The organism is Paenibacillus sp. 37 (genome assembly GCF_008386395.1).
GTDB classification, from domain to species: Bacteria; Bacillota; Bacilli; order Paenibacillales; family Paenibacillaceae; genus Paenibacillus; species Paenibacillus amylolyticus_B.
The window spans coordinates 4,109,703-4,132,927 of record NZ_CP043761.1 but is presented as its reverse complement, the minus strand read 5'-3'; the positions used below and the strand labels follow the sequence as shown (position 1 = coordinate 4,132,927).

Below are 23,225 nucleotides of genomic sequence, written 5' to 3'. Positions count from 1 at the left end.
ACGTTTCGACCTTTTGTTTCTTTAACACACACCAGATTCCGCAGTTCAGAACCGCATTTAACACCAAAATAAGGGTATTGACCATGGGTAGACTTGAAAGATATGATGTATAAAATACAAATAATTATGCGGATAATCCATTTAATATTCAGTACAGTAAATGCTACTATAATTGAAATATCTTCGAGAAGATTTTGTGATACAATAGACAAAAACTCAAGTAATGAGTAATCCATTTCATATAGAACCATGCACATGAAGGGATTAAGACAAGAACGGATGGGGGAAAACGTAAGATGTCTACACCTACTGGATTTATGGAATACAAACGTCAACTGCCAACAGATCGTGAGCCAGCGGAGCGGATTAAGGATTGGGAAGAGTTTCATAAACACATGGCTGAAGAAGAGCTCAGAACACAAGGTGCACGATGCATGGATTGTGGTACCCCGTATTGCCATACAGGTATAGATATGATTGGTGGCACGTCAGGTTGCCCCGTGCATAACCTGATTCCAGAATGGAATAATCTTGTATATCGCGGACTGTGGAGAGAAGCACTTGAACGCCTTCACAAAACGAATAATTTCCCAGAGTTTACAGGTCGCATCTGTCCAGCTCCTTGCGAAGGATCATGTACAGTTGGCTTAATTGGTCAGCCTGTAACCATCAAAACGATTGAAGAAGCAATTATTGAAAAAGGTTTCGAAGAAGGATGGGTGGTTCCGGAGCCTCCTGAAAAACGTACGGGTAAACGTGTAGCTGTGGTAGGTTCAGGTCCAGCGGGACTAGCTACTGCGGCTCAGTTGAATAAGGCAGGACATTCGGTAACCGTATATGAGCGTTCGGACCGTGTCGGCGGATTGCTGATGTACGGTATCCCAACAATGAAATTGGATAAAAAGGTAGTTCAACGTCGTGTTGATCTGCTCGAAGCAGAAGGCATTCAATTCATTACGAACACCGAGATTGGTAAAGATATTGCAGCACAACAACTGGTGGATGAATATGACGCTGTTGTATTGTGCGGTGGTGCAACGAAGCCGCGTGAATTCAATATTGAAGGCAGCGACTTGAAAGGCGTTCATTACGCCATGGATTTCCTGAATGGCAGCATTAAGAGTTATCTGGACTCCAATCTGGAAGATGGTCAATATCTGTCCGCTAAAGATAAAGATATTATCGTCATTGGTGGCGGTGATACAGGATCTGACTGTGTGGCTACATCGCTGCGCCATGGTTGTCGTACGATCACTCAATTCGGTACGCATACACAAGCGCCTATGGAACGTGATCGCATTAACAACCCTTGGCCGCAATTCCCGAACGTATACACACTTGATTATGCGCAAGAGGAAGCCAAAGCGTTGTTTGGTCAAGATCCGCGTGAGTTCTCCATCATGACAACGAAATTTGTCGGAGACGATGAGGGGAACCTCAAAGAATTGCATACAGTACAGATCGAGCGTATTGTGGATGAGACTGGTCGCAAGATTTATCAGCCGATTCCAGGTACAGAGCGTGTATTCCCGGCTCAGATGGCCATGATTGCCATTGGTTTTGATGGACCGGAACAAACGTTGGTAGAGCAACTGGGACTTGCAACAGATCGTCGCACAAACGTTAAGGCACGTTACGGCAAATACAACACCAATGTGGATAAAGTATTTGCAGCAGGTGACATGCGTCGTGGTCAAAGCTTGGTTGTATGGGCAATTAATGAAGGCCGTGAGGCTGCTCGTGAAGTGGACAAATACTTGATGGGTGCTTCGGTTTTGGTGTAAAAGTATAGAACAAGATATCATTGACAACCTTCGCGATCAGCGAGGGTTGTTTGCTGTTATTTTAACCAATCTGACTACATATTTCATGTAAGTGTGAGCAATATCATTGCTTTTTAAGTGATAAAGATTTATTATTATATTATAATGATTATAAATAAGGATTAACTGAAACCATGAATTCGTACGATAAACGTAAATTTCAATGAATATAAATCGGAGGTGCGACCTGCTATGGCAAGTAACCGGGACAAGTCCATTTCAGAACAGATTTTTCACATTAAAAATCAATTGGTTGAAAAAGGATATAAGTTAACACAACAACGGGAAGTTACTGTACGTGTATTGCTTGAACATGAAAAGGATCATTTTAGCGCAGAGGAAGTATTTCTCCTGGTTAAGGAGCAGTTCCCTGAGATTGGATTGGCTACCGTATACCGCACTCTCGAACTGCTGAGTGACCTTCAGGTCGTTGAAAAGATTAACTTTGGTGACGGCGCTGCGCGCTTTGATCTGCGAAGTACAGACGGTTCCCATCACCACCATCATTTGATCTGTACAGAATGTGGTAAAGTGGAAGAGATTATGGAAGATGGTCTGCTTCGTTTGGAACAACAAATCGAGCGTCAGTATGGCTTTGCTGTTACGGATCATCGTCTGGATTTCCAGGGTGTATGTAAAGAGTGCAGACAAAAGCATGTACTAAAGGAACAAGCAGCAGGATAATTCATTTCGGGAAGGTGCTCCCGAATCCAAAATCTGATATAATGAGTTTCAGAAGCAAGGGGCTTCCGTCGGCGGAATGCCCCTTTTTGCCGTCATGCGGACGGTGAAGGAGGAGAGATGGACGGATGAAGACACTGGTTATAGCGGAAAAACCCGACATGGGTCGAACCATTGCCGCCGTCATAGAACCAAAGGCCAAGAACAATCGCACGTATCTGGAGGGTGAGCATTACATCATCACTTGGGCGATAGGGCATTTGCTTGGACTGGCTGAACCGGATGCCTATGATACAAAGTACAAACGCTGGAATATAGCGGACCTGCCAATCATACCCGATCAGTTCAAGATTGTACCCAATCCGAGGACAAAAGATCAGCTTAAAATGATTGGAGAACTGGCAAAACGGGCTTCAGCGATCGTTAATGCTTGCGATGCAGGGAGAGAAGGTCAGTACATCTTCGCCCTCATACAACAGCAATTGAAGCTGCGTCAGCCTGTAAAGCGTTTATGGATATCGGATTTGACGGCAGAGAGCATTAGACGTGGTTTTGATGGTCTGAAGGATGCCTCTGAATTTGAAAATTTGACCCATGCTGCTCGCGCCAGAAGTGAAGCCGATTGGCTGATCGGAATGAATGCCTCACGGGCGTTTACAACCCGCCATAATGCATTGTTGTCTGTAGGTCGTGTTCAGACGCCGGTACTCGCGCTAATCTATGATCGTGAAATAGAGATTGAAGCGTTCCAGTCACAGACCTTTTATGAAGTAGCTGCCTGGTTTCGGCAGGAAGGTGTCGAGTACCGGGGACTGCGTCAGGGAGATAAGTTGACCGATGCGGAGGCAGCAGAGGCCATTGCAGCCAGTGTGAAGGGCAAGACAGGGCAGATTACCAAATACGAAGCAAAGCAGACGAAGGAGTATCCGTATCGTTTGTATGACCTGACCCTTTTACAGCGTGAAGCCAATGCCAAGTTCGGATATGGAGCAAAAAAAACACTGGATATTGCACAGGCCTTGTATGAAAAACACAAGGTGATTTCGTATCCGCGGACAAACTCCAACTATGTTACAGAACAGAATATTGAAGGTATGCACAAAACACTAAACCTGCTTAAAAATGGTACCTATAGTGAGCTTGCGCAAGGGGCCAAGCCAGAGCTTGTTCATAAGAATAATAAAGGGGTATGTAATCCGAGCAGGGTTGAGGATCACCATGCGATCCTACCTACTTTGAAGCGACCAGGTACCTTATCCAAGGATGAGCAGAACATCTATGATTTGATTGTCAGGCGTTTCTTGTCTCACTTTTATCCTCCGGCGGAGTATAAGCAACATACCGTGCTCACCGAAGTGGAGAAACATCAGTTTAAGACATCTGTCAAAGAGCTGCTGTCCCTCGGATGGAAAGTGGTTCTTGGTTCTGGAGATCAGGAACAGAGCGGTGCAGGCAAGAAAAAGACCAAGAAAAACGGCAATGAGGATGAGGAAGCTGAAGAGTGGACGGACAAGGCTTTTGCTGTACAACCTGAATTGCCTGTTCAATGTACGAAGAGTGAGTTCAAGGAGAAGGCGACCCAGCCTCCCAAAAGTTATACCGAGGGAACATTGCTCAAAGCGATGGAGAGTGCAGGCAAGCAGATCGAGAATGAAGAGCTACGAGATGCGATGAAAGATAGTGGTCTGGGTACTCCGGCTACACGTGCGGCTACAATTGAACGCCTCAAAAACGTAGGTTACATTACGCTGCAAGGGAAGAAAATGCAGTTAACGCTCAAAGGCAGAACAGCTATTGAGTTGATTCGCCGTGCGGGTGTAGATCTGTTAACTTCACCTGAGATGACCGGGCAATGGGAAAGAAGATTATATCAGATTTCCAAAGGTGAGGCGGGTCAGGACAAGTTCATGGAGAACGTCAAGAAATTCACCTTGTCCATCATTGAGAAAGTGCGTGTACAAGCTCCTGCTCCAGCAGATGCTTTTGGAGAAGATTCACGGGCAGGCAGGGGGAAAGGCAAGGGAGCCAGAACCCAAGCCAGCAATACAAGGACATCTGCCAAGACGGCTAGTGGCAGTTCAACTGTAAAAACGTCCCGTCAGACTTCGGCATCTTCGTCCAGAGCTGGCAGTGGGAAAAGCACGACCACCAAGGCACCTTCCTCAACTGCGAGCCCAACCGGAGTGAGAGAGTTACTGGCACCTTGTCCTTCTCCCGGCTGTACGGGTCAGATTATAGAGGGCAAGAAGGGTTATGGATGCTCACGTTTCAAGGAAGGCTGTTCATTTGTGGTCTGGAAAGAGTATGCAGGCAAGAAAATCACCAGTACGATGTTAAAATCGCTGATTGAGAAGGGCAGTACCCAAGTACTGTCGTTCAAACGAAAAGACGGGAGTACGGTGAAGGCACGGATTATTTTGCAGGACGTAGTAACAGGCAAGTTATCTGGTGAGAAACAGGATGCTTGATGTTAGTTAACAGTTAACATACAGTAAAAGGACCCTTATCCAAGGGTCCTTTTTTGTTGCTGCTGTTGTATATTTTCGTGTATGACTTTTGGTACCTCTTCCAGTGCAGTGATGGTATACATCGATGTTTCCGGATTAGGTTGAAGTTCCACGATGTTGTATTGCCATTCATTTGGTTGTTTGATATAAATGCTGTGAATTCCGGCTTTTACCGCAGGCATAATGTCTGTCCGCAGTGAGTTACCGATCATCCAAGTTGCACGACGATCAAACGGACCGTTAGACAGAATGCCTTCCAGTGCTTCAACGTTTTTGTGTTGTCGGATATAGATCCGATCATCAAAATAAGCCGAGAGTTTCATCTGATCAATCTTGCGCTGTTGGATCACGGTTTCGCCGCCCGTATATAAGTAGAGGGAATGTCCGGCACCTTTGAGGTTCTCAAGCGTTTCAACCATATGAGGGTAGGGTTCAACCTCCTGATCGTACACACTCATACCCAATTTACTCAGATAAGACTCTTCTCTGGGAGAGGTTAATCTGGCGAACTTGCTGGAGAAATAACGATAGGTATCAATCAGGGATTGCGGGAAATGATGACTCGCAAAACCAAGCTTGTTCACTCCGGTTACATCGATCTCCAGCTGTTTTTCCCGAATCTCTTGTGTTGTCAGAGAATGTCCATCAAACCACTCTTGCATATTCTCAAAGAATTCTCCCAAAATCAGGTTGAAGTACTTGTTGCAATATACGAGTGTATCATCAAGGTCAAACAAAATATGTTGTTTCATTATTTTCATGATCTAACTCACTCCTTGTAGCCAGTAAATCCACAATGGTTCAACTAAATTAAATGCGAATATAGGATTCCAGGAACATATTCAACTCAGATACGCCATCCGGCCGAATACTGTATTTCTCTTTACGGTTACTTCCGAGCAGATGGGTCCGTAGCAGACCTGCGATGCGAAGCGCCATCACCTGGTCTTTAACCGTGTCTTCGTCTTTACCCAGTTCTTCACACATCTCAGCGAGGGATTTGGGTTCATCCGATACGTAACGAAGCAGGCGAAGTCTTTCGGGATCAGCTAGTGCATGGGTAAAACGTAAAAGACATGTTGGGGGCTGGTCTTCATTCTCTTCTGGTGCATCTACGGGATACTGCATGATCATCATACCCTCATAGAAACAGTACATATTAATAGGGCGATTGTGCACCGTTGGAAACAGGATGACTTCGTTCAGTCCAGGCATCGGTTCAACAAGAACGCCCGCTGTAGCATATTCAATAAGAAGTTCAGGTCCCATTTTATCAAGCAAAATGCGTTTTTCTTCGGCATCTTCTTCAAGCCACACACGCTGATCTTCGCTCATATTCTGACAGTAGTTTTCATCCCATAGTCGCAATAATGGGACATAACTGTTCCGAATGCGCGTAGATTCTTCTATTGTAAGAGCCGGCAGAAGAGGAGACACGCGTGCAAACAGGTCTTCCGCTGTCATTCCGGCAAGCATGTCCAGGAAATCACGATTCTCCGATGTATCATTTTGATAGGCTGCCCATGCAAACAAAACATCAAAATCATCAAAAGGCCAAGTGGCAGCAGGTGCGAGAGCAGCTCGTACATTGGAACTTAGTTTGCCTTCCACCTCCAGAATCCATTCAGGACCAATATCCAGATGCTGAATCCATTTTTTCGTGACATAAACCAGAAAGCTGTTAAGCATTTCATATATCGGTGAAACATCAATTTTCACATGATAAGCCATATGTTGCAGAATCCTCCCGTCACATCTAAATGTACGCAGCGACTTAACCTCTATTATGGCTTGTTTTGCAGGGCGTTGTCCACTATAATGTTCAAGTCCGGGGCAAAGCCCTGATCTTTGAATAGCAGTTTAAAACCATATGTATACCATACAAAAGTCGTCAGCGATGGCGATTTTTCTTTGTGTGCTCGCAGGAGGAATGAATTCGTGTCATCGATTACTCGTCCCAAACTATCACACTCGACAGCCAACTATCTCATTTTGATTACGGTTATTGTGGTGGCGGGAATAAGTCAGGGGCTTTTGCTGCCTGTGCTTTCGATTTTTTTGGAGCAAAAAGGGGTTTCGCCAGGTTTAAACGGATTAAACGCCGCCGCGTTGTACATTGGGTCTTTTGCCATGACTCTCGTTGCGGAACGGTTATTGGGAGCATTAGGGTTCAAAAAGCTGATTGTAGGTGGCCTGATATTAGTCATGGTCCCATTAATACTATTTCCGTATTTTCCAGATATTAAAATATGGTTCATATTGCGTCTGATCGTTGGAATAGGAGACAGCGCACTTCATTATGCGGCTCAGCTCTGGGTGCTACTTGTTACCGCTCCTGAAAAGCGTGGACGCTACATATCACTATATGGCATGTCCTACGGTCTTGGATTCAGTATTGGTCCACTGGGAATTAAGCTGCTTGGCTTTGGTGATGCTGTCCCTTTCTGGGTCTTGTTCATATGTATCGCAGCAGTACTTATACTGGTATTAATGAAGCTTCCGAATACGAAACCGGAAAAAGCAGAGCATGGCCAACTGCCGGAACGTCGCTTCCGTCGAAGTCTGGCATGGGCCTGGTATGCACTTTTACCAGCACTCTTATACGGATATATGGAGGCTGGCATGAATAGTAACTTCCCCGTGTATGGCCTGCGTATTGGGTTCGACACTGATCAGATTTCGTCGTTGCTTCCCTTTATCGGGATTGGAGGTTTGTTCCTTCAATTGCCTTTGGGTATGTTGAGTGACCGATATGGGCGAAAGAAGGTATTAATGTTTGCGGGCATCAGCGGAGGAATCATCTTCATGCTGGTTCCAGTCGCAGGTACGCATTTCTGGTGGACGCTTGTATTGTTAACAATCGCAGGTGGCCTGGTCGGTTCCTTTTTCTCACTGGGCCTGGCTTATGCCGCAGACATTTTGCCTAAAGTGTTGCTGCCTGCAGCCAACGTTGTGGCTTCCTTTCATTTCACGATTGGAAGTATTATTGGACCGAATCTGGGCGGTCAGATGATCAACTGGATTTCACCAGGAAGCATGTTCACATTGCTGGGAATCATGTACCTTCTTTTCGGCGTGGCAGGTTTATTATTTCGTCGTAAACCTGAGTTCGAATCTGTGTTAAAATAGAAGCTGGTGTTCGCATGGAAATTGATGTCCATTTCCGAGTACACTAGTGGTAGGGAAAAACATGGACAAGAGGAGACATCGCGATGATCAGAGTAGAGAACTTGAGTAAATCCGTTGGCGTGGACCGCGTTCCCGTTCTACGGGATATTCGATTTGATATGCAACAGGGTGAGATGATAGCTGTAGTTGGCTCAAGCGGTAGTGGTAAAAGCATGTTACTTAAATGTTTGGCCATGATGGAAAAATGGGATTCCGGCCGGTTTACGGTGGATGGTGCTGAGATTTTGAAAGAAGGCTGGTCTGGAAAACGAAAAATCAAACGGGAATGGGCATACTTGGAACAGAATCCAGAATTATTTCCGAGACGTACGGCTCTTAAAAATGTATTAATCGGACGATCGGGTCAGACTCCCGTATGGAGAATGGTAACCGGTATGGTACGTTCCGATGATTATATGGGTGCTATGGATTATCTCGAAGGATTGGGATTACTCGATAAAGCACATCAAATCGCAGAGAAGCTCAGTGGTGGCGAGAAGCAGCGTGTTGCCATTGCAAGAGCACTTGCTCATGGTGCCAAAGTGGTTTTGGCCGACGAACCTGTAATTGGTCTTGACCCTCATACAGCAGATTCGGTGCTGGAAACGCTGCGCAAATTATGTGAAGAAGAACGTGCAACGGTCATTGCAGTATTGCCTATTGAACTTGCTGAGAAACATGCCACGCGAATCTGGGGACTGGCAGACGGCAAAATCGCTTTTGATATTCGTGGACGAAGACTGACACAGCAAGAAAAAAACCAGATTTAAACTATTGAAAAGAGTGATGAGATTGTTTAATTCACGGTGGGGACGCTTCATTGCAGCAGGAACTATGGCAATTATGCTTGGTTCTGTTCTGAGCGGATGCACAGTCATAAGTGACCCCAAGGGTTTGATGAGAAAACCAATGATGTCCACCGATAAGGAGAAACTGTACAACGTGGTTCAGGTTAAACTGCCGCCAGAGAGTACATTGATTCGTCCCAAGGATATGAATAATACCAGCATGATTCGGGTGGAAGACCTGAACGGGGATGGAACTCGGGAAGCGATTGTTTTTTATGAGACACCAAATGAGAATGTACGAATCCATGGCATGATTTTGGAAGAGCAGGGAGGCACTTGGGTTAAAAAACTTACATTTGATGTGCCGGGAAATGAGCTGCAATCCTTTAAAGTATTGGATATTACGAATGACGGAAATCCGGATATTATTCTTGGTGTAAGTCTGCAGGAGCAGAAGGCCCTGACTGCATATTCGTACAAGGGCGGGGCACTGGAGCAGGTCTTGGGTGGAGTTCCGTATAATCAATATATCATTGATGATGCGCAGGGGAACACGCTGGATTTGAGCGGAGATGGTAAGAGTGATTTTGTTATCATTTCGCTGAACAACAGCGGTTTTGCAACGATTGCGTTATATCAGTACGAAGATGGCAGCTTCAAGGAAGTTGATCGGGTACAGACCGATTATACCGTTAAAGAAGTTTATAATGCTCTGGGCGGAGAGATCGCCAAAGGACAGATGGGCATTGTACTGGATGCCGAGCTGGATGATCGGAGTTCCTTCTCGCAAATTATGTATGTTAAAGATAACAAGTTAGTCAATGCTTTCAAATCACCGGATCAAACGTATAGAGATGACAAAATTTTAAGCGGTGATGTTGATAATGATGGTATTATTGAGTTTGGACTTAAAGAGACTCCGAAAGGCTGGGAGCATTACGTATTTGACTCTCGGTTGTGGTTTTACACCTATTATCAATGGGATGGCAAAGACAGCAAGAAATTTGTCTCATTCCAATTCCGGGATGATGCTGATTTATTTCATCTAAATCTCAAACCAGAGTGGTACGGTAAGATCACTATTGATACCAAATCGGAAAAGGAAAAATATATTCGATTTAAAATGATTGATACGGACGAAACCGTAGCAGAGATCAAATATTTCACCCTTTCCAAGTGGGAACAGGAGAAGGGTAAAAGCTGGAAGGAAATTACGCGTACCAAAGATCGGGTTATTGCTTCACGGGTAGCACAATCAGAGGCGGGTAAAGATGCACTGAGCAATACTTCTCAGCTGAATAGAAAGGGAGAACTTAATGAGTAAAGTACTTATTCTTGAGGATGAAGAATCCATCCGCAGTTTTATAGTGATTAATTTAAAGAGAAACGGATTCGAAGTGCTTGAAGCGGGTGACGGTCATGAAGCGCTTCGCATACTGCAGACAGTACCGGATATTGATCTGGCTCTGCTGGATGTCATGGTACCAGGTATTGATGGATTCGAGGTGTGTCGACGGATCCGTGAAACCAATGAACGTTTGGGCATCATCTTTCTGACCGCGAAAGTTCAGGAACAGGATAAAGTGTACGCACTCTCCGTTGGTGCAGATGATCACGTCAGCAAGCCTTTCAGCCCAACAGAGTTGATTGCACGTATTCAGTCATTGTTGCGTCGTGTGAACGTGCATCGGGAAACTGCGGCGAAGGTTACGTTCCAGTCCGGACCATTTTCACTGGACCTTATCTCGAAGCAATTCAAGAAACAGAATGAAGCCATTGAGCTGACTCCAACGGAGTTTTCCTTGATTCAATTTTTCCTGGAAAAAGAAAATACACCGCTCAGCCGCGATGTATTGTTAGATCATGTATGGGGAAAAGAGTACATGGGTGATCCAAAAATTGTGGATGTCAACATTCGTCGTCTGCGCCAAAAAATTGAGAACAATCCTTCCGAGCCCGAATACCTGCAGACAGTATGGGGTCACGGGTACAAATGGAAGGGCCGGGAGCAATGATTAAAAAAGGCATTACACGGCAGATCGTACTACATTATTTCTTTGTAGTTTTTCTCGCTCTGCTGTTGGTCGAATTCGTATTTATGTTGGCAGTTCAAAGGTATTATTATGAGAGTATCTACAATACGATTAGTACCCACATTTCTAATTCAAAGGACTTTTTCGAGCCGATCGCTCGTGAGAATACTACGGAGGATGGCAATAATCTGTCCAGACTCCTTGTGAACTTGGCATTGTCCAATACTGAATTGGAAATTTTGGATCTGAACGGGCGCGTATTGGCGAGTTCGACTGCTTTTGAATCTGACCGTGCTGTGTTGCAAACCAGTGATATTATGCAGGCTCTGAATGGGGATATGGGACGCTGGATTGGAAGACAACCAGGTACTGGAGAATCCGTCATGGCCGTTTCACACAAGTTTGATCTGGGCGGCGAAAATACTTATGTTATTCGATATCTGACATCACTCGAAGATGTGAATTCAAAGCTGTTGAATATGGGGCTACTTGCCGCTGCGGTCGGTGTTGGCGTGCTTGCTATAGTGTTGATCATCAGCATTGGTATGGCAAATTCCATTGTACGTCCAATCAACAACATCACCGCAGTATCTGCCCAAATGGCCAGAGGACGGCTGGATGTCAGGGTTAAAGGGAATTATAAGCACGAACTGGGCGAATTGGCATCAACACTTAACTTCATGGCACATGAGATTGTGCGGAGTAATCAGATCAAGGATGATTTTATCTCTTCCATCTCACATGAATTAAGAACACCTTTGACCAGTATCAAAGGCTGGAGCGAGACACTGGATTCAGGCGGTTATGATCCGGAAGAAACCCGTATCGGTATGAGTATTATCTCCAAGGAAACCGAACGACTGATTGGACTTGTTGAAGAGATGCTGGATTTCTCCAAATTGCAGCAGAATCAGATGAAGCTGGTCAAAGGAACCGTCAACATTCGTGAAATTGTACAGGAAACGATGTTGAATGTCTGGGCCAAAGCGGAACAAAAACAGGTCCATCTCAAGTTGGAAACGGACGAGACTCGTGCTTATAATGTCCATGGAGACGGCAACAGACTGAAACAAGTCTTTTTAAACGTTGTGGATAATGCGATCAAATTTTCACATGAGAATTCCTGGATCTTCTTGTCGGTCAAAGAGGAGAATGGTCAGATCATTGCAGCTGTTCAGGACACCGGTATCGGCATCAGTGAGGAACACTTAATTAAAGTGCGGGACCGCTTCTTCCAGGTGAATCATCAGAATGGGGGAACGGGACTGGGGCTTGCGATTACGCAGGAACTGGTAGAACTGCATGAGGGAACCATCACGATGCAGAGTGAACTTGGATCTGGTACAACCGTGACGGTTACATTACCGGCTGTGGCTGAGGAGATGGGTCCAGAAGAACCTGTAACCGCGTCTGGTGATGCTGAAGTCACAGATGAGCGAACAGCAAGCGATACAAAATCGGATCTAGAAAAGTCTTAAGGTTTTAAAAGATAAGCGATTTTTCTACCTGATGATCGAACATGTACACTTTATAACATCCATAACACAAAAAAAGGCGAGCCATCTGAGGCTCGCCTTTTACATATTATGTTTACTTCATTATGAAGAAAGTTCACCAGTGCGCAGGCGTCCACTTTTTTCATATACTTCTTTCAACATACGAACAGGTTGTGTACGGACTGCAGGTTTGGCAGAGATGATCTCGTTAGGTCCAACGACTACAATTTCATCCGCCGTACCTTTAACGATTGCACCGTCCTTGATTATTGCACCTTCACCGATGATGGCACGTTCGATGTGAACCCCACGGCCTATGCGTGCGTTAGGCATAACAACACTGTCTTTAACCTCAGAGCTTTTACCCACTTCTGCGCCGCAGAAGATAACGGAACGTTCTGAACGACCTTCGATTGCACAAGAGTCGTGAATCATGGAAGTAACATGTTCGATCTTTGTATGTCTTGCTTTGTAAGCACTTGGTTTGGAGCGCCAGTCGCGAGTAAACATCGGCCAGTTTTCTTTTTGCAGACTCCAGTCTTCCTCGTTGTGTAACAGATCCATATGTGCATCCCATAGGCTCTTAACCGTACCTACGTCTTTCCAATAACCATTAAAGTTATAGACAAAGAGGGGATTATTTTCGTTCAACATTTGAGGAATGACATCTTTACCGAAGTCATGGCTGGATTCAGGGTTAGCGGCATCTTCCATGAGATGGCGTTTCAGATAATCCCATTTGAACATGTAAATGCCCATTGAAGCCAGATTACTTTTTGGTTCAGCCGGTTTCTCGGCAAACTCGGTTACACGCAAATCAGCATCGGCAGCCATGATCCCAAAGCGATGTGCTTCATCCCATGGAACTTCCATAACTGAAATCGTTGCTGCGGCATTATTGGCTTGATGAGCCTCCAACATATCACGATAATTCATATGATAAATATGGTCACCCGACAAAATTAGAACATTTTCGGGGTTTTGTTGATCAATATAGTCGATATTTTTATAAATAGCATCCGCCGTTCCCAAGTATTCGTCATTTCCTGTATGATAAGATGGAAGCAAGGAGATTCCTGCCTCACTTGAGTTACCGTGTCCCCATGGTTCTCCTCCACCGATATGATCGTGTAAAGATTCCGCCTGGTACTGCGTCAATACTCCTACAGTATCGATCCCTGAGTTTACGCAGTTACTGAGAGGAAAATCGATGATCCGGTAGTGCCCGCCAAACGGTACAGCGGGTTTTGCGATACTTGAGGTTAAAGGGGCTAATCGCTTCCCTTCTCCTCCCGCCAACAGCATAGCGATGCAATCTTTATTAAACATAATCGTTTCCCTCCCAAAATATTGTGCATTGTAGTACATCATTAACGCAAAGTAGAGCAGATGAAACGATTGTTACTGTAAAAATTCTGAAAATGTACAACATTTTCTAATTCACCGCATTTTTCTTTTCAACTTGGCTAGACTGGGGTAATGGTTACTGTTATATCTATTTTCTTGAGAAGAAGGTGATCTCTTGGCCATTCAACCGTTAGCACACCCGGACATATTGCCGGAGCATATTTATTTATTTCATGAAGGTAACCTTCATCACAGTTATCGAATGTTGGGCGCGCAGCCTGAGACTTGCGATGGCCTTCAGGGGTATCGCTTTACCGTGTGGGCACCAAATGCCGTAGAAGTAGGACTGGCTCTGGACCGCAATGAATGGAAAGGCGAAAAGGAACCTTTATATAAGATACCCGAATCAGGATTTTGGAGTCGTTTTTTTCCGGAAATCAGCGAAGGAACTTTATACAAGTTCCGTATATTAACGGAAGATGGAACAGAATTGCTCAAAGCGGACCCATATGCGTTTCAAGCAGAGGTTCGACCTCAGACAGCCTCTGTCACCAGTTCGATCGAAGGGTACAAATGGAATGATGGAGCCTGGAGACGCAAACAACGTGCCATGTATAACAAACCTCTACATATTTACGAAATGCACATGGGAACCTGGAAGCGCAAAGAAGACGGAAGCCTCTATAGTTATCGAGAGATGGCTGATTTGCTTGTTCCTTACTTATTAGAAATGAAATATACACATGTTGAAATGATGCCCCTCAGTGAGCATCCATATGACCTTTCGTGGGGCTACCAAAACACAGGGTTTTATGCGCCGACTAGTCGTTATGGGCATCCAAAAGATCTGATGTATCTGGTGGATACACTACATCAGGCTGGGATTGGCGTATTGCTTGATTGGGTACCTGCACATTTTGCCAAAGACGCTCATGGGTTGCGTATGTTTGATGGTACGCCTTTGTATGAGTATGCAGATCCGATGTTAGCAGAGAAGCCAGGCTGGGGTACACTTAGCTTTGACTATTCGAAACCTGAGATTCGTTCATTTCTGATCTCCAATGCATTATATTGGATGGAGATGTATCATTTTGACGGACTCCGTGTTGATGCGGTTACGAGTATGCTTCGGCTTGATTTTGAGAAGCAGCCAGGACAATATCGTACCAATGATGAAGGTGGTCTTGAGAACAAGGAAGCTGTAGCCTTTTTGCAGCAGCTGAATGAGACAGTGTTCAAGTATTTCCCTTATGCATTGATGATGGCTGAAGAATCCAGTGCATGGCCAATGGTGACTTTACCTGTAGATGAAGGTGGTCTGGGCTTTAACTACAAATGGAACATGGGCTGGATGAACGATACGCTTGATTACATGGAATCTGATTTTCATGAGCGTCCTTCCAAACATCATTTGCTGACTTTCCCGGTCGTATACTCCTTTGCTGAAAATTATGTGCTACCTCTGTCACATGACGAGGTTGTTCATGGCAAAAAGTCGCTCCTCGACAAGATGCCAGGAACTTATGAGCAGAAATTTGCCGGCATGCGTGCTTTTCTGGGCTATTTTATGACTTTCCCAGGGAAAAAGCTGTTGTTTATGGGTGGAGACTTTGGCCAGTTCATCGAATGGAAAGATGAGGATCAACTGGATTGGTTCTTGCTGGATTATGACAGTCACCGCAATTTGCATAAGTTTGAGCGTGAGCTGTCTAACCTGTACTTGAGTGAAAAAGCTTTGTGGGAGCTTGATCATTCCTTGGACGGTTATGAATGGATCACTCCGGATGATCAGGACCAGAGTGTCATTTCATACGTACGCAAAGGAAAAAAACCTGCGGATACACTCCTTGTGCTCATTAACTTTCAGCCGGTCAAGCGGGAGCGTTACCGGATTGGTGTCATGCGTCCCGGTATGTATACCGAAGTACTGAACAGTGACCATTACGTTTACGGCGGTTCAGGCATTACTAATGATATGCAACTGCCTACCGAAAAGATTCCTTTTCATGGGCATCCGCATAGTCTCGAATTGGTATTGCCTCCGCTTAGCATCGTGATTCTAAAAAAGAACACACGTCGGAAAACGGATGAATCACCTGCGAGCATAACTTCCGTCAGTTCAAAAACGAAGAATAAAAATGAAAGCAACACGCTCAAACCGAAGAGGAGGACAAAGGCATGAATATTCTATTTGCTGCTGCTGAAGTACATCCATTTATCAAAACAGGAGGCCTTGCTGACGTAATTGGTGCTCTCCCGTTTGCATTGAAGAAGAACGGGGCAGATGTGCGGGTGATTATGCCTAAGTACAAGGGTATTCCCGATGAATATAAAGACGCATTACAGCCCGTAATTACAACGGATGTGCCTCTTGGCTGGCGCAGACCCTATTGTGGAATAGAAATGCTGGTTCATGATGGGATTCCAGTATATTTTGTGGATAATGAGTATTATTTTGGGCGTGATGGAGTGTACGGTTATATGGATGATGGCGAGCGTTTCGCCTTCTTCAACCGTGCAGTTCTCGAAGTGTTGCCACAGATTGAGTTCAAGCCTGACGTGTTGCACAGTCATGACTGGCATGCAGGAATGATTCCTTTAGTGCTTGAAGCCCATTACAGACATGATTCATTCTACAGTGATATTCGTACGGTATTCACCATACATAACTTGTTGTACCAAGGGGTATTCCCGCATGAGTTATTCAGTGATATCCTTGAACTGGACGATCGATATTTCACCGTGGATGGAGCCGAATATTACGGTAACGTCAATTTCTTGAAAGCAGGAATTGTGTATGCTGACCATGTGACAACCGTAAGCCCAACATACGCACAGGAAGTGCAAACGTCTTATTATGGTTACGGACTAGACGGACTGCTCAGTTCGCTTGGAGATCGTTTCAGCGGGATTGTGAACGGGATTGATACCAAGAGTTACAACCCGGCAACGGACAACAAAATTCCAGTGAAGTACAGAACAAGTCTGTCCAAGAAAACGGAGAACAAAATTGAGCTGCAAAAGGAACTTGGACTTCCTGTTCGTCCTGATGTACCACTTATGGTGATGGTGACAAGGCTCGTGGACTCTAAAGGACTTGACCTGGTCTGCCGTATCCTGGATGAATTGCTGTACTATGATGACATTCAATTCGCGGTACTGGGAACAGGAGAGCCGATGTATGAACACTGGTTCCGTGAAGCCGCTAATCGTTATCCACTCAAAATGTCTGCCCAGATCACGTTTAACGATGGGTTATCCCGCCGTTTCTATGCAGGCAGTGATATCTTCCTGATGCCATCGAGGTTCGAACCATGTGGTATTAGTCAGCTACTGGCTCTGCGATATGGTAGTGTGCCTCTCGTAAGGGAAACAGGCGGTCTGAACGATACTGTGCAGGCATACAATGAGTTTACTGGAGAAGGGAATGGTTTCTCATTCACAAGCTTTAACGCACATGACATGATGAGTACCATTCGGCGTGCTGAGGAGATCTACAAACAGCCAGAACACTGGAAGAAAATCGTGAAAAATGCAATGGGCGGAGAATACAGCTGGAACGTCTCAGCTGAAGAATATATGGACATTTATCGTCGGATCACACTTGACCCTGTAAATTGATGTAGTTTTGAATGAGTCACAGCATTCCTGCTGTGGCTTTTTTTAATTAAAAAACAAAACACTTCCAAAGTTCAGAATGAAGTATCATCTGAGACGGTGGAAGTGTTTTTCTTTTTTTAAGATGACTGTCTGAATTCAAACCTCAGTTGTGTAGGATGGTTGTAGGGTCAAGCTGTCTATACAAAATGCGGTACCCATAGGGGTCAAGCTTAATATTCATCATTCCATCGGTTGGAAACACAGGCTCTTCAGTTAATGCATCTTTCCAGTCTTTCGTTTCCATGGGATGAGAAAGCGTTCGATCTTGAGGTGTATTATTCATCCATACGGTAAAGTGAAGGTTGTCATCCACACGTTCGTACACAATACAGGGATCATGGTGATCAGCCTTAAGGAATCGGAAGCGTCCTTTGCGCAGGGCTTCATTGCTTTTGCGTAAATCGATCATCAGACGATAGAAATCATACAATTCTCTGTCTTGCTTGGCGGGGTCCCATTCCATACATTTTCGACAATCCGGGTCAGCATCACCACTAATCCCAACTTCGTCGCCGTAGAAGATACAAGGTGTACCGATATAGGTGAAAAGAAATACAACAGACAACTTTAATCGGCGTTTGTCTTCTCCTAACCGGGTGAGCAGTCGTGGGGTATCATGGCTGCACAGCATATTAAAGATCACTTCGTTGGTTTGTTGCGGATAGCGCATAATCAGTGAACCCATCTCGTTGGCAAAGTTATAACCGTCCATTGAACCACAGAAGAACTGAAGTACTTTGTCGGCAAATGGATAATTCATGACGGAATCGAATTGATCTCCCATAAGCCAGGTCAAGGAGTCGCTCCATACTTCACCAACAATATAGGCTTCAGGATTCGCTGCTTTAACAACCTTGCGAAAATCACGCCAGAAATGGTTGTCCACTTCATTCGCTACATCCAGACGCCACCCATCCAGCTTAATTTCCTTGATCCAGTACTCAGCTACATCCAGTAGATATGCCTTAACCTCAGGGTTGGCTGTATTGAACTTGGGCATGTTGCCATAGAACCCAAATGTATCGTAGGTTGGTATACCGTCCTTGATCTGAACCGGATATTCATTGATGTGGAACCAATCGGCATACTTAGAGTTTTTTCCATTCTGGAGTACGTCTTGAAAAGGAGGGAAGTCTTCGCTGCAATGGTTAAACACCGCATCAAGCATGACACGTATACCCAGGCGATGACATTCTTCTGTCAATTGTTTGAGCAGGGCATTATCGCCGAAATGAGGGTCGACTTTTTTATAATCAATCGTGTCGTATTTGTGGTAAGAATTGGCCTGGAATAACGGGGTAAAGTAAATGGCGTTCACGCCAAGTTCAGTTAAGTCATACAGATGATCCAGCACACCTTGCAGATCTCCACCAAAATAATTGTCCAACTCAGGTTTGCCACCCCAGTCATGAGTTTCTTTTGGATTCAGCTTTGGATCTCCATTAGCAAACCGTTCCGTCATGATCTGATAAAAGACAGCTTCTTTGGCCCACTCGGGCACCTTAAACACATCAATTTCATGTATATACGAGAATTCATAATATCCTCCAGTTGGATAGGGGGTTTCATAATGAATTCCATTATCCGCAAGAAAAACATCTTCTGAACCGGCAGTTATCCGAAATATATAGGTGAGACGTTTGAATTGTGGCTTGACGGCAGCCTCCCAATAATCAAACATGTTATCCGAAGCAGCCTTCTCCAATTGAATTTCCTTGTATGTTCCGTTCCAATCGTACTTATCTCCGGTCAGTGCAGTCACGTATTGCACATCATTACGTTTGGTTCGTACGCGCAGATGTATGGTAGACGAATTATAAGCATAAGCCCATTTGTCACGAGGAACATGATACATGGCTTCGAGCAGCATGACAGCACCTCCTGAATATAGGATAAGTTATAAAAACAGGTCTTTAGAACACGCACTTATAGTTATAATTAACCAAGTTAGCCAGCAAATGAATCACATTTACTGTAATAAAATGTATTGTTTTCATCGTTTTCAAAGGTTTCTTTCACAGCATTTCCAGCTTTGTGCTGAATATACTTACAGCTAATTTAGAAAAAAGGGTGCCCTGAACAGCTTGGAATTCAAGATTGTTCAGGGCACCCCTATATAACATGTTGAAAGTGAATTTTAGCGAATAGCTTGCTCAAACTCCGTGCGGATGGTTTGAAGCAGCTCTGGCTGACTCAGTACGTCATAGGCTGTTGTAGCAAGTGCCTTTGCTCCCAGAATCATGCCATCCAGCGCGCGCTCCTGAAGTGCAAGGTCACGGAAGGCTATGGAGTGCAGGGTATGAACCTCATCCACAACACGAATGTAGGGATGGATTGCAGGACATTTCAGGGAAACGTTACCGATGTCCATAGAGCCGTGATCATTACCACTCACAATCTCTTCTTGGGGGATACCAAGTTCCATCAGATTTTGACTAAACGCAGCTGAGAATGCTTCATTGGTAACCATCTCGTCATAGGACGTTTCATAGTTGGATGTCACCAGCTTGCATCCTGTCTGGAGAGCAGAACCTTCAGCGATCTGAATCACACGTTCTGTGAGGATATTCAGTTCTTTGCGAGTTGCTGCCCGTACATAAAATTGTGCTGAAGCATAGTCGGGAATGATATTAGCTGCCTGACCTCCGTTGTTGATCACTCCATGAATGCGAACGGTACTTTTCACTTGTTGCCTGAATGCATTGATTCCGTTGAACGTTTGAATGACGGCATCAAGAGCATTAATACCTTCGTGCGGACTTGCAGCAGCATGTGAAGATCGGCCATGGAATTCAAATTGCACTGCATCAATAGCCAGCGAGCTGCCTGACTTTTCGTAGGCATAATATGGATGCGCCATGAGAGCGACATCACAGTCATCGAACAAACCTGCTTCAGCCATCGGTACTTTGGCACCACGTGTCTCTTCAGCGGGGGTGCCAAACACTTTAATCGTTCCACCTACTTCATCCAGAATGGATTTCAGCCCAACAGCAGCTCCAAGACTCATCATGCAGATCAGATGGTGACCACAAGCATGACCAATCTCCGGCAAGGCGTCATATTCACACAATAATGCAATGGTAGGGCCGGGTTTGGCCGCTGAATAGGTTCCGATAAAGGCTGTCTCCAGTCCAAGGATTGGAGCCTCTACAGTGAAACCGTGGAAGACCAGTTCTTCTTTCAAACGGGCAGAAGCGAGATACTCTTCATTTCCCAGTTCGGGGTTGGCACCGATATATGATGAAATGGCTTTAAAACGGGAAGCATATTGATCAATAACCGTCAGAATTTGTGATTTGTTAGCTGTCATTAGTAAACTCCTTATGCAAAAATGAAAATAATTCATTGATTATATCATGTTTGCTTCAATTTTTCAGAAACAAGTCAAGATTTGTAATGCCAAAATGCATTGCATAATCATGCATTGTACTTTATAATGACTCAGTCATCAACATGAGAAGCATACAAAGTATTGTAAGGGGAGAGAACAAGGTTGAAATTAATAAGTCGTTACACCATAATGCTGCTGACCTTTGTCGTTCTGCTGACAACTGCCGTTCCTGTGGCACTTGCAAGTGGGACTACAGACAATTCAAGCAGTAAAAAGCTGGTGCTCGGTACAAGTGCCGATTTTGCACCCTATGAATTCCATAAAGTGATTAATGGCAAAGATGAAATCGTCGGTTTCGATATTGAGATCGCCAAAGAGATTGCCAAAGATCTTGGCGCAGAACTTGTGATTGAGGATATGGGCTTCGACGGTCTTCTGCCTTCATTGCAGAGCGGGCGTGTTGATCTGGTAATTTCAGGTATGACGCCGACGGATGAGCGGAAGAAAAGTATCGATTTTTCCGACACCTATTATAAATCAAAACAAGTGATTATGGTTCGCAATGTGGATAAAGACAAATATCCAACCATGGCAGAACTTGAAAATGCGAAAATTGGCGTTCAGAAAGGCTCCATTCAGGAAACGATCGGACAGAGTATTCCAGGAGCGAAGCTTACTGCGCTTGATAAAATCTCGGATATTGTGCTTCAACTGCAAACAAAACGCATTGACGCGGCAATCGTTGAAGATACCGTTGCTGCAGGTTATCTGGACGATATCATTGGACTTGCTGCTGCTGTTCCGGACGAAGAGCAAGCAGAAGCGGCAATCGGGATTCGCAAAGGTAATACCGAGCTGCTAGCTGCAGTAAATGGAACACTGGAGCGATTGAAAAGTGAAGATAAAATCAATCAGATGGTGACGGACGCCAGCCTCTTAATGGCGGATAAAGCGAACAAATCACAAAATATTTTCCAAGTATTCTGGGAATATAAAAGTTTCTATGCTACAGGTGTAGGATACACACTTCTGTTGTCTGCACTTGGGGTTATCTTCGGGGTAATTATTGGATTGATCATCTGTTTGTTCCGTTTGCATGACGCTGCAATCTTGCGCTGGATCGGTACAGCTTACGTTGAAGTGATCCGTGGCACACCGATGCTGGTACAATTGATGATTATTTACTATGGTTTTTCCCTGAGCTTTGGCATTAACTTCACTGCACTTCAGGCAGGTATCATTACACTTTCAATCAACAGTGGTGCCTATCTGGCGGAGATTTTCCGTGCGGGTATCCAAGGTGTGGATCGTGGTCAGTTGGAGGCAGCGCGTTCATTAGGTATGGGAAGAGGCGCCGCGATGCGTTATATCATATTGCCACAAGCCTTCAAAGCTGTATTACCAGCGATTGGTAATGAATTCATAACTATCATTAAAGAATCCTCCATTATCTCCGTTATCGGTATGGTGGATATTATGTATCAGGCAAGTGTTGTCAAAAACATTACGTACCAAGGATTGAGTCCATTTTTGATTGCAGCAGCCATCTACTTTGTAATGACGTTCATTTTGTCCAAGCTGCTGGGACGACTGGAAAGGAAGTTGAGTGCAAGTGATAGACGTTAGACAATTACACAAATCTTATGGTAATAACGATGTGCTTAAGGGCATAAACGTGACGATTGGCAAAGGTGAGGTTGTCGTGGTCATCGGTCCTTCCGGTTCAGGTAAAAGTACATTCTTGCGTTGTTTGAACCTACTGGAACAGCCTACCTCAGGAGAGATTGATTTTGAAGGCGTGTCAATCACGGACCCCAAGCATAACATTAACGCAACTCGTGAGAAAATGGGCATGGTGTTCCAGCACTTCAACCTGTTCCCACACAAAACGGTAGAGCAAAACATTACGATTGCTCCGATTAAAGTGAAGAAACAATCCACTCTGGAAGCGGAGAAAATTGCTGCTGATTTGCTTAATACCGTGGGCTTGTATGATAAAAAAGATACATTCCCGAATCAGCTGTCCGGTGGACAGAAGCAGCGGATCGCCATTGCTAGAGCATTGGCCATGCAGCCTCATGTCATGCTGTTTGACGAGCCTACGTCGGCATTGGACCCCGAGATGGTCGGTGAGGTACTGGATGTCATGAAACGTCTTGCAGAAGGCGGGATGACGATGGTCATCGTAACCCATGAGATGGGTTTTGCACGTGAAGTGGGAGACCGGATCCTGTTCATGGATGGCGGGGTTATTGTGGAAGAGGGAACACCTGATGAGGTGTTTGGAGCACCGAAAAATTCACGCACACGTGATTTTCTTGCGAAAGTACTCTAAATGAAGTGATTAAATAGCGTTACTGACCTCGAGTCGGTGACGCTATTTTTTGT

Annotated in this window: 17 protein-coding genes; 12 read left to right on the top strand and 5 right to left on the bottom strand. The window is 44.8% G+C overall.

Features of this window, described 5'->3' with window-relative positions; genetic code table 11:
- The first annotated feature begins 296 nt into the window (after positions 1-296).
- The 3 genes from F0220_RS17655 to F0220_RS17645 all read left to right on the top strand — a co-directional run bounded on the left by F0220_RS17655 (position 297) and on the right by F0220_RS17645 (position 4,972).
- Positions 297-1,784: a glutamate synthase subunit beta gene (locus tag F0220_RS17655; protein ID WP_091020740.1), complete on the top strand. Its 1,488-nt coding sequence runs from the start codon at positions 297-299 to the stop codon at positions 1,782-1,784.
- Between the two features lie 231 nt (positions 1,785-2,015).
- The gene (locus F0220_RS17650; protein WP_036613667.1) at positions 2,016-2,507 is read left to right on the top strand and encodes a ferric iron uptake transcriptional regulator; all 492 of its coding nucleotides are present in this window, start codon (positions 2,016-2,018) and stop codon (positions 2,505-2,507) included.
- A 125-nt stretch (positions 2,508-2,632) separates the two neighbouring features.
- On the top strand, positions 2,633-4,972 hold the full coding sequence (locus F0220_RS17645) for a type IA DNA topoisomerase (protein ID WP_105599107.1): 2,340 nt from the start codon (positions 2,633-2,635) through the stop codon (positions 4,970-4,972).
- 35 nt (positions 4,973-5,007) lie between these two features.
- On the opposite strand, the gene F0220_RS17640 is transcribed toward F0220_RS17645, so the two are convergent.
- Positions 5,008-5,772, bottom strand: a complete 765-nt coding sequence (locus F0220_RS17640; RefSeq protein WP_047843374.1) for an HAD family hydrolase — start codon at positions 5,770-5,772, stop codon at positions 5,008-5,010.
- A gap of 49 nt (positions 5,773-5,821) precedes the next feature.
- On the bottom strand, positions 5,822-6,742 hold the full coding sequence (locus F0220_RS17635; RefSeq protein ID WP_105599106.1) for an ArsR/SmtB family transcription factor: 921 nt from the start codon (positions 6,740-6,742) through the stop codon (positions 5,822-5,824).
- Positions 6,743-6,949: 207 nt separating this feature from the next.
- Between F0220_RS17635 and F0220_RS17630 the strand changes: the two genes are divergently transcribed.
- The 5 genes from F0220_RS17630 to F0220_RS17610 all read left to right on the top strand — a co-directional run bounded on the left by F0220_RS17630 (position 6,950) and on the right by F0220_RS17610 (position 12,478).
- Positions 6,950-8,140, top strand: a complete 1,191-nt coding sequence (locus tag F0220_RS17630) for an MFS transporter (RefSeq protein WP_105599105.1) — start codon at positions 6,950-6,952, stop codon at positions 8,138-8,140.
- 83 nt (positions 8,141-8,223) lie between these two features.
- Positions 8,224-8,949: a phosphonate ABC transporter ATP-binding protein gene (locus F0220_RS17625; protein WP_091020744.1), complete on the top strand. Its 726-nt coding sequence runs from the start codon at positions 8,224-8,226 to the stop codon at positions 8,947-8,949.
- A 13-nt stretch (positions 8,950-8,962) separates the two neighbouring features.
- Positions 8,963-10,291: a hypothetical protein gene (locus tag F0220_RS17620; RefSeq protein ID WP_223199723.1), complete on the top strand. Its 1,329-nt coding sequence runs from the start codon at positions 8,963-8,965 to the stop codon at positions 10,289-10,291.
- Positions 10,284-10,982, top strand: coding sequence for a response regulator transcription factor (locus F0220_RS17615; RefSeq protein ID WP_017688086.1), 699 nt, complete (start codon positions 10,284-10,286; stop codon positions 10,980-10,982). Before F0220_RS17620 ends, F0220_RS17615 begins: the two co-directional genes overlap by 8 nt.
- A complete protein-coding gene (locus tag F0220_RS17610) occupies positions 10,979-12,478 on the top strand; it encodes a sensor histidine kinase (protein ID WP_105599103.1) in 1,500 nt (499 codons plus the stop codon). Before F0220_RS17615 ends, F0220_RS17610 begins: the two co-directional genes overlap by 4 nt.
- 120 nt (positions 12,479-12,598) lie before the next feature.
- Here F0220_RS17610 and F0220_RS17605 read toward each other — a convergent pair whose 3' ends face one another.
- On the bottom strand, positions 12,599-13,825 hold the full coding sequence (locus tag F0220_RS17605; RefSeq protein ID WP_149846713.1) for a glucose-1-phosphate adenylyltransferase: 1,227 nt from the start codon (positions 13,823-13,825) through the stop codon (positions 12,599-12,601).
- Positions 13,826-14,018: 193 nt separating this feature from the next.
- Here F0220_RS17605 and glgB point away from each other — a divergent pair, with 193 nt between their 5' ends.
- Entirely contained in the window at positions 14,019-16,025 is a 2,007-nt protein-coding gene (gene glgB / locus F0220_RS17600) for a 1,4-alpha-glucan branching protein GlgB (protein WP_091020748.1), read from the top strand.
- The gene (glgA, locus tag F0220_RS17595; protein ID WP_105599101.1) at positions 16,022-17,464 is read left to right on the top strand and encodes a glycogen synthase GlgA; all 1,443 of its coding nucleotides are present in this window, start codon (positions 16,022-16,024) and stop codon (positions 17,462-17,464) included. Before glgB ends, glgA begins: the two co-directional genes overlap by 4 nt.
- A gap of 142 nt (positions 17,465-17,606) precedes the next feature.
- Here glgA and F0220_RS17590 read toward each other — a convergent pair whose 3' ends face one another.
- Positions 17,607-19,373, bottom strand: coding sequence for an alpha-glycosidase (locus tag F0220_RS17590; protein ID WP_105599100.1), 1,767 nt, complete (start codon positions 19,371-19,373; stop codon positions 17,607-17,609).
- Positions 19,374-19,640: 267 nt separating this feature from the next.
- Entirely contained in the window at positions 19,641-20,816 is a 1,176-nt protein-coding gene (locus F0220_RS17585) for a M20 family metallopeptidase (RefSeq protein ID WP_105599099.1), read from the bottom strand.
- Between the two features lie 210 nt (positions 20,817-21,026).
- Here F0220_RS17585 and F0220_RS17580 point away from each other — a divergent pair, with 210 nt between their 5' ends.
- Both F0220_RS17580 and F0220_RS17575 read left to right on the top strand, forming a co-directional pair.
- Positions 21,027-22,463 (top strand): ABC transporter substrate-binding protein/permease, encoded by a 1,437-nt coding sequence (locus tag F0220_RS17580; protein ID WP_373419913.1) that lies wholly within the window; start codon positions 21,027-21,029, stop codon positions 22,461-22,463.
- Positions 22,450-23,172 (top strand): amino acid ABC transporter ATP-binding protein, encoded by a 723-nt coding sequence (locus tag F0220_RS17575; RefSeq protein ID WP_105599097.1) that lies wholly within the window; start codon positions 22,450-22,452, stop codon positions 23,170-23,172. Before F0220_RS17580 ends, F0220_RS17575 begins: the two co-directional genes overlap by 14 nt.
- Positions 23,173-23,225 lie beyond the last annotated feature (53 nt).

Bases quoted from the DNA above. Each gene is read 5' to 3' on its own strand.
- F0220_RS17645 (WP_105599107.1), top strand. From the start codon at position 2,633: ATGAAGACACTGGTTATAGCGGAAAAACCCGACATGGGTCGAACCATT.
- F0220_RS17655 (WP_091020740.1), top strand. From the start codon at position 297: ATGTCTACACCTACTGGATTTATGGAATACAAACGTCAACTGCCAACA.
- F0220_RS17615 (WP_017688086.1), top strand. From the start codon at position 10,284: ATGAGTAAAGTACTTATTCTTGAGGATGAAGAATCCATCCGCAGTTTT.
- F0220_RS17635 (WP_105599106.1), bottom strand. From the start codon at position 6,742: ATGGCTTATCATGTGAAAATTGATGTTTCACCGATATATGAAATGCTT.
- glgA (WP_105599101.1), top strand. From the start codon at position 16,022: ATGAATATTCTATTTGCTGCTGCTGAAGTACATCCATTTATCAAAACA.
- F0220_RS17610 (WP_105599103.1), top strand. From the start codon at position 10,979: ATGATTAAAAAAGGCATTACACGGCAGATCGTACTACATTATTTCTTT.
- F0220_RS17585 (WP_105599099.1), bottom strand. From the start codon at position 20,816: ATGACAGCTAACAAATCACAAATTCTGACGGTTATTGATCAATATGCT.
- F0220_RS17590 (WP_105599100.1), bottom strand. From the start codon at position 19,373: ATGCTGCTCGAAGCCATGTATCATGTTCCTCGTGACAAATGGGCTTAT.
- F0220_RS17605 (WP_149846713.1), bottom strand. From the start codon at position 13,825: ATGTTTAATAAAGATTGCATCGCTATGCTGTTGGCGGGAGGAGAAGGG.
- F0220_RS17650 (WP_036613667.1), top strand. From the start codon at position 2,016: ATGGCAAGTAACCGGGACAAGTCCATTTCAGAACAGATTTTTCACATT.
- F0220_RS17640 (WP_047843374.1), bottom strand. From the start codon at position 5,772: ATGAAAATAATGAAACAACATATTTTGTTTGACCTTGATGATACACTC.
- F0220_RS17580 (WP_373419913.1), top strand. From the start codon at position 21,027: ATGCTGCTGACCTTTGTCGTTCTGCTGACAACTGCCGTTCCTGTGGCA.
- F0220_RS17625 (WP_091020744.1), top strand. From the start codon at position 8,224: ATGATCAGAGTAGAGAACTTGAGTAAATCCGTTGGCGTGGACCGCGTT.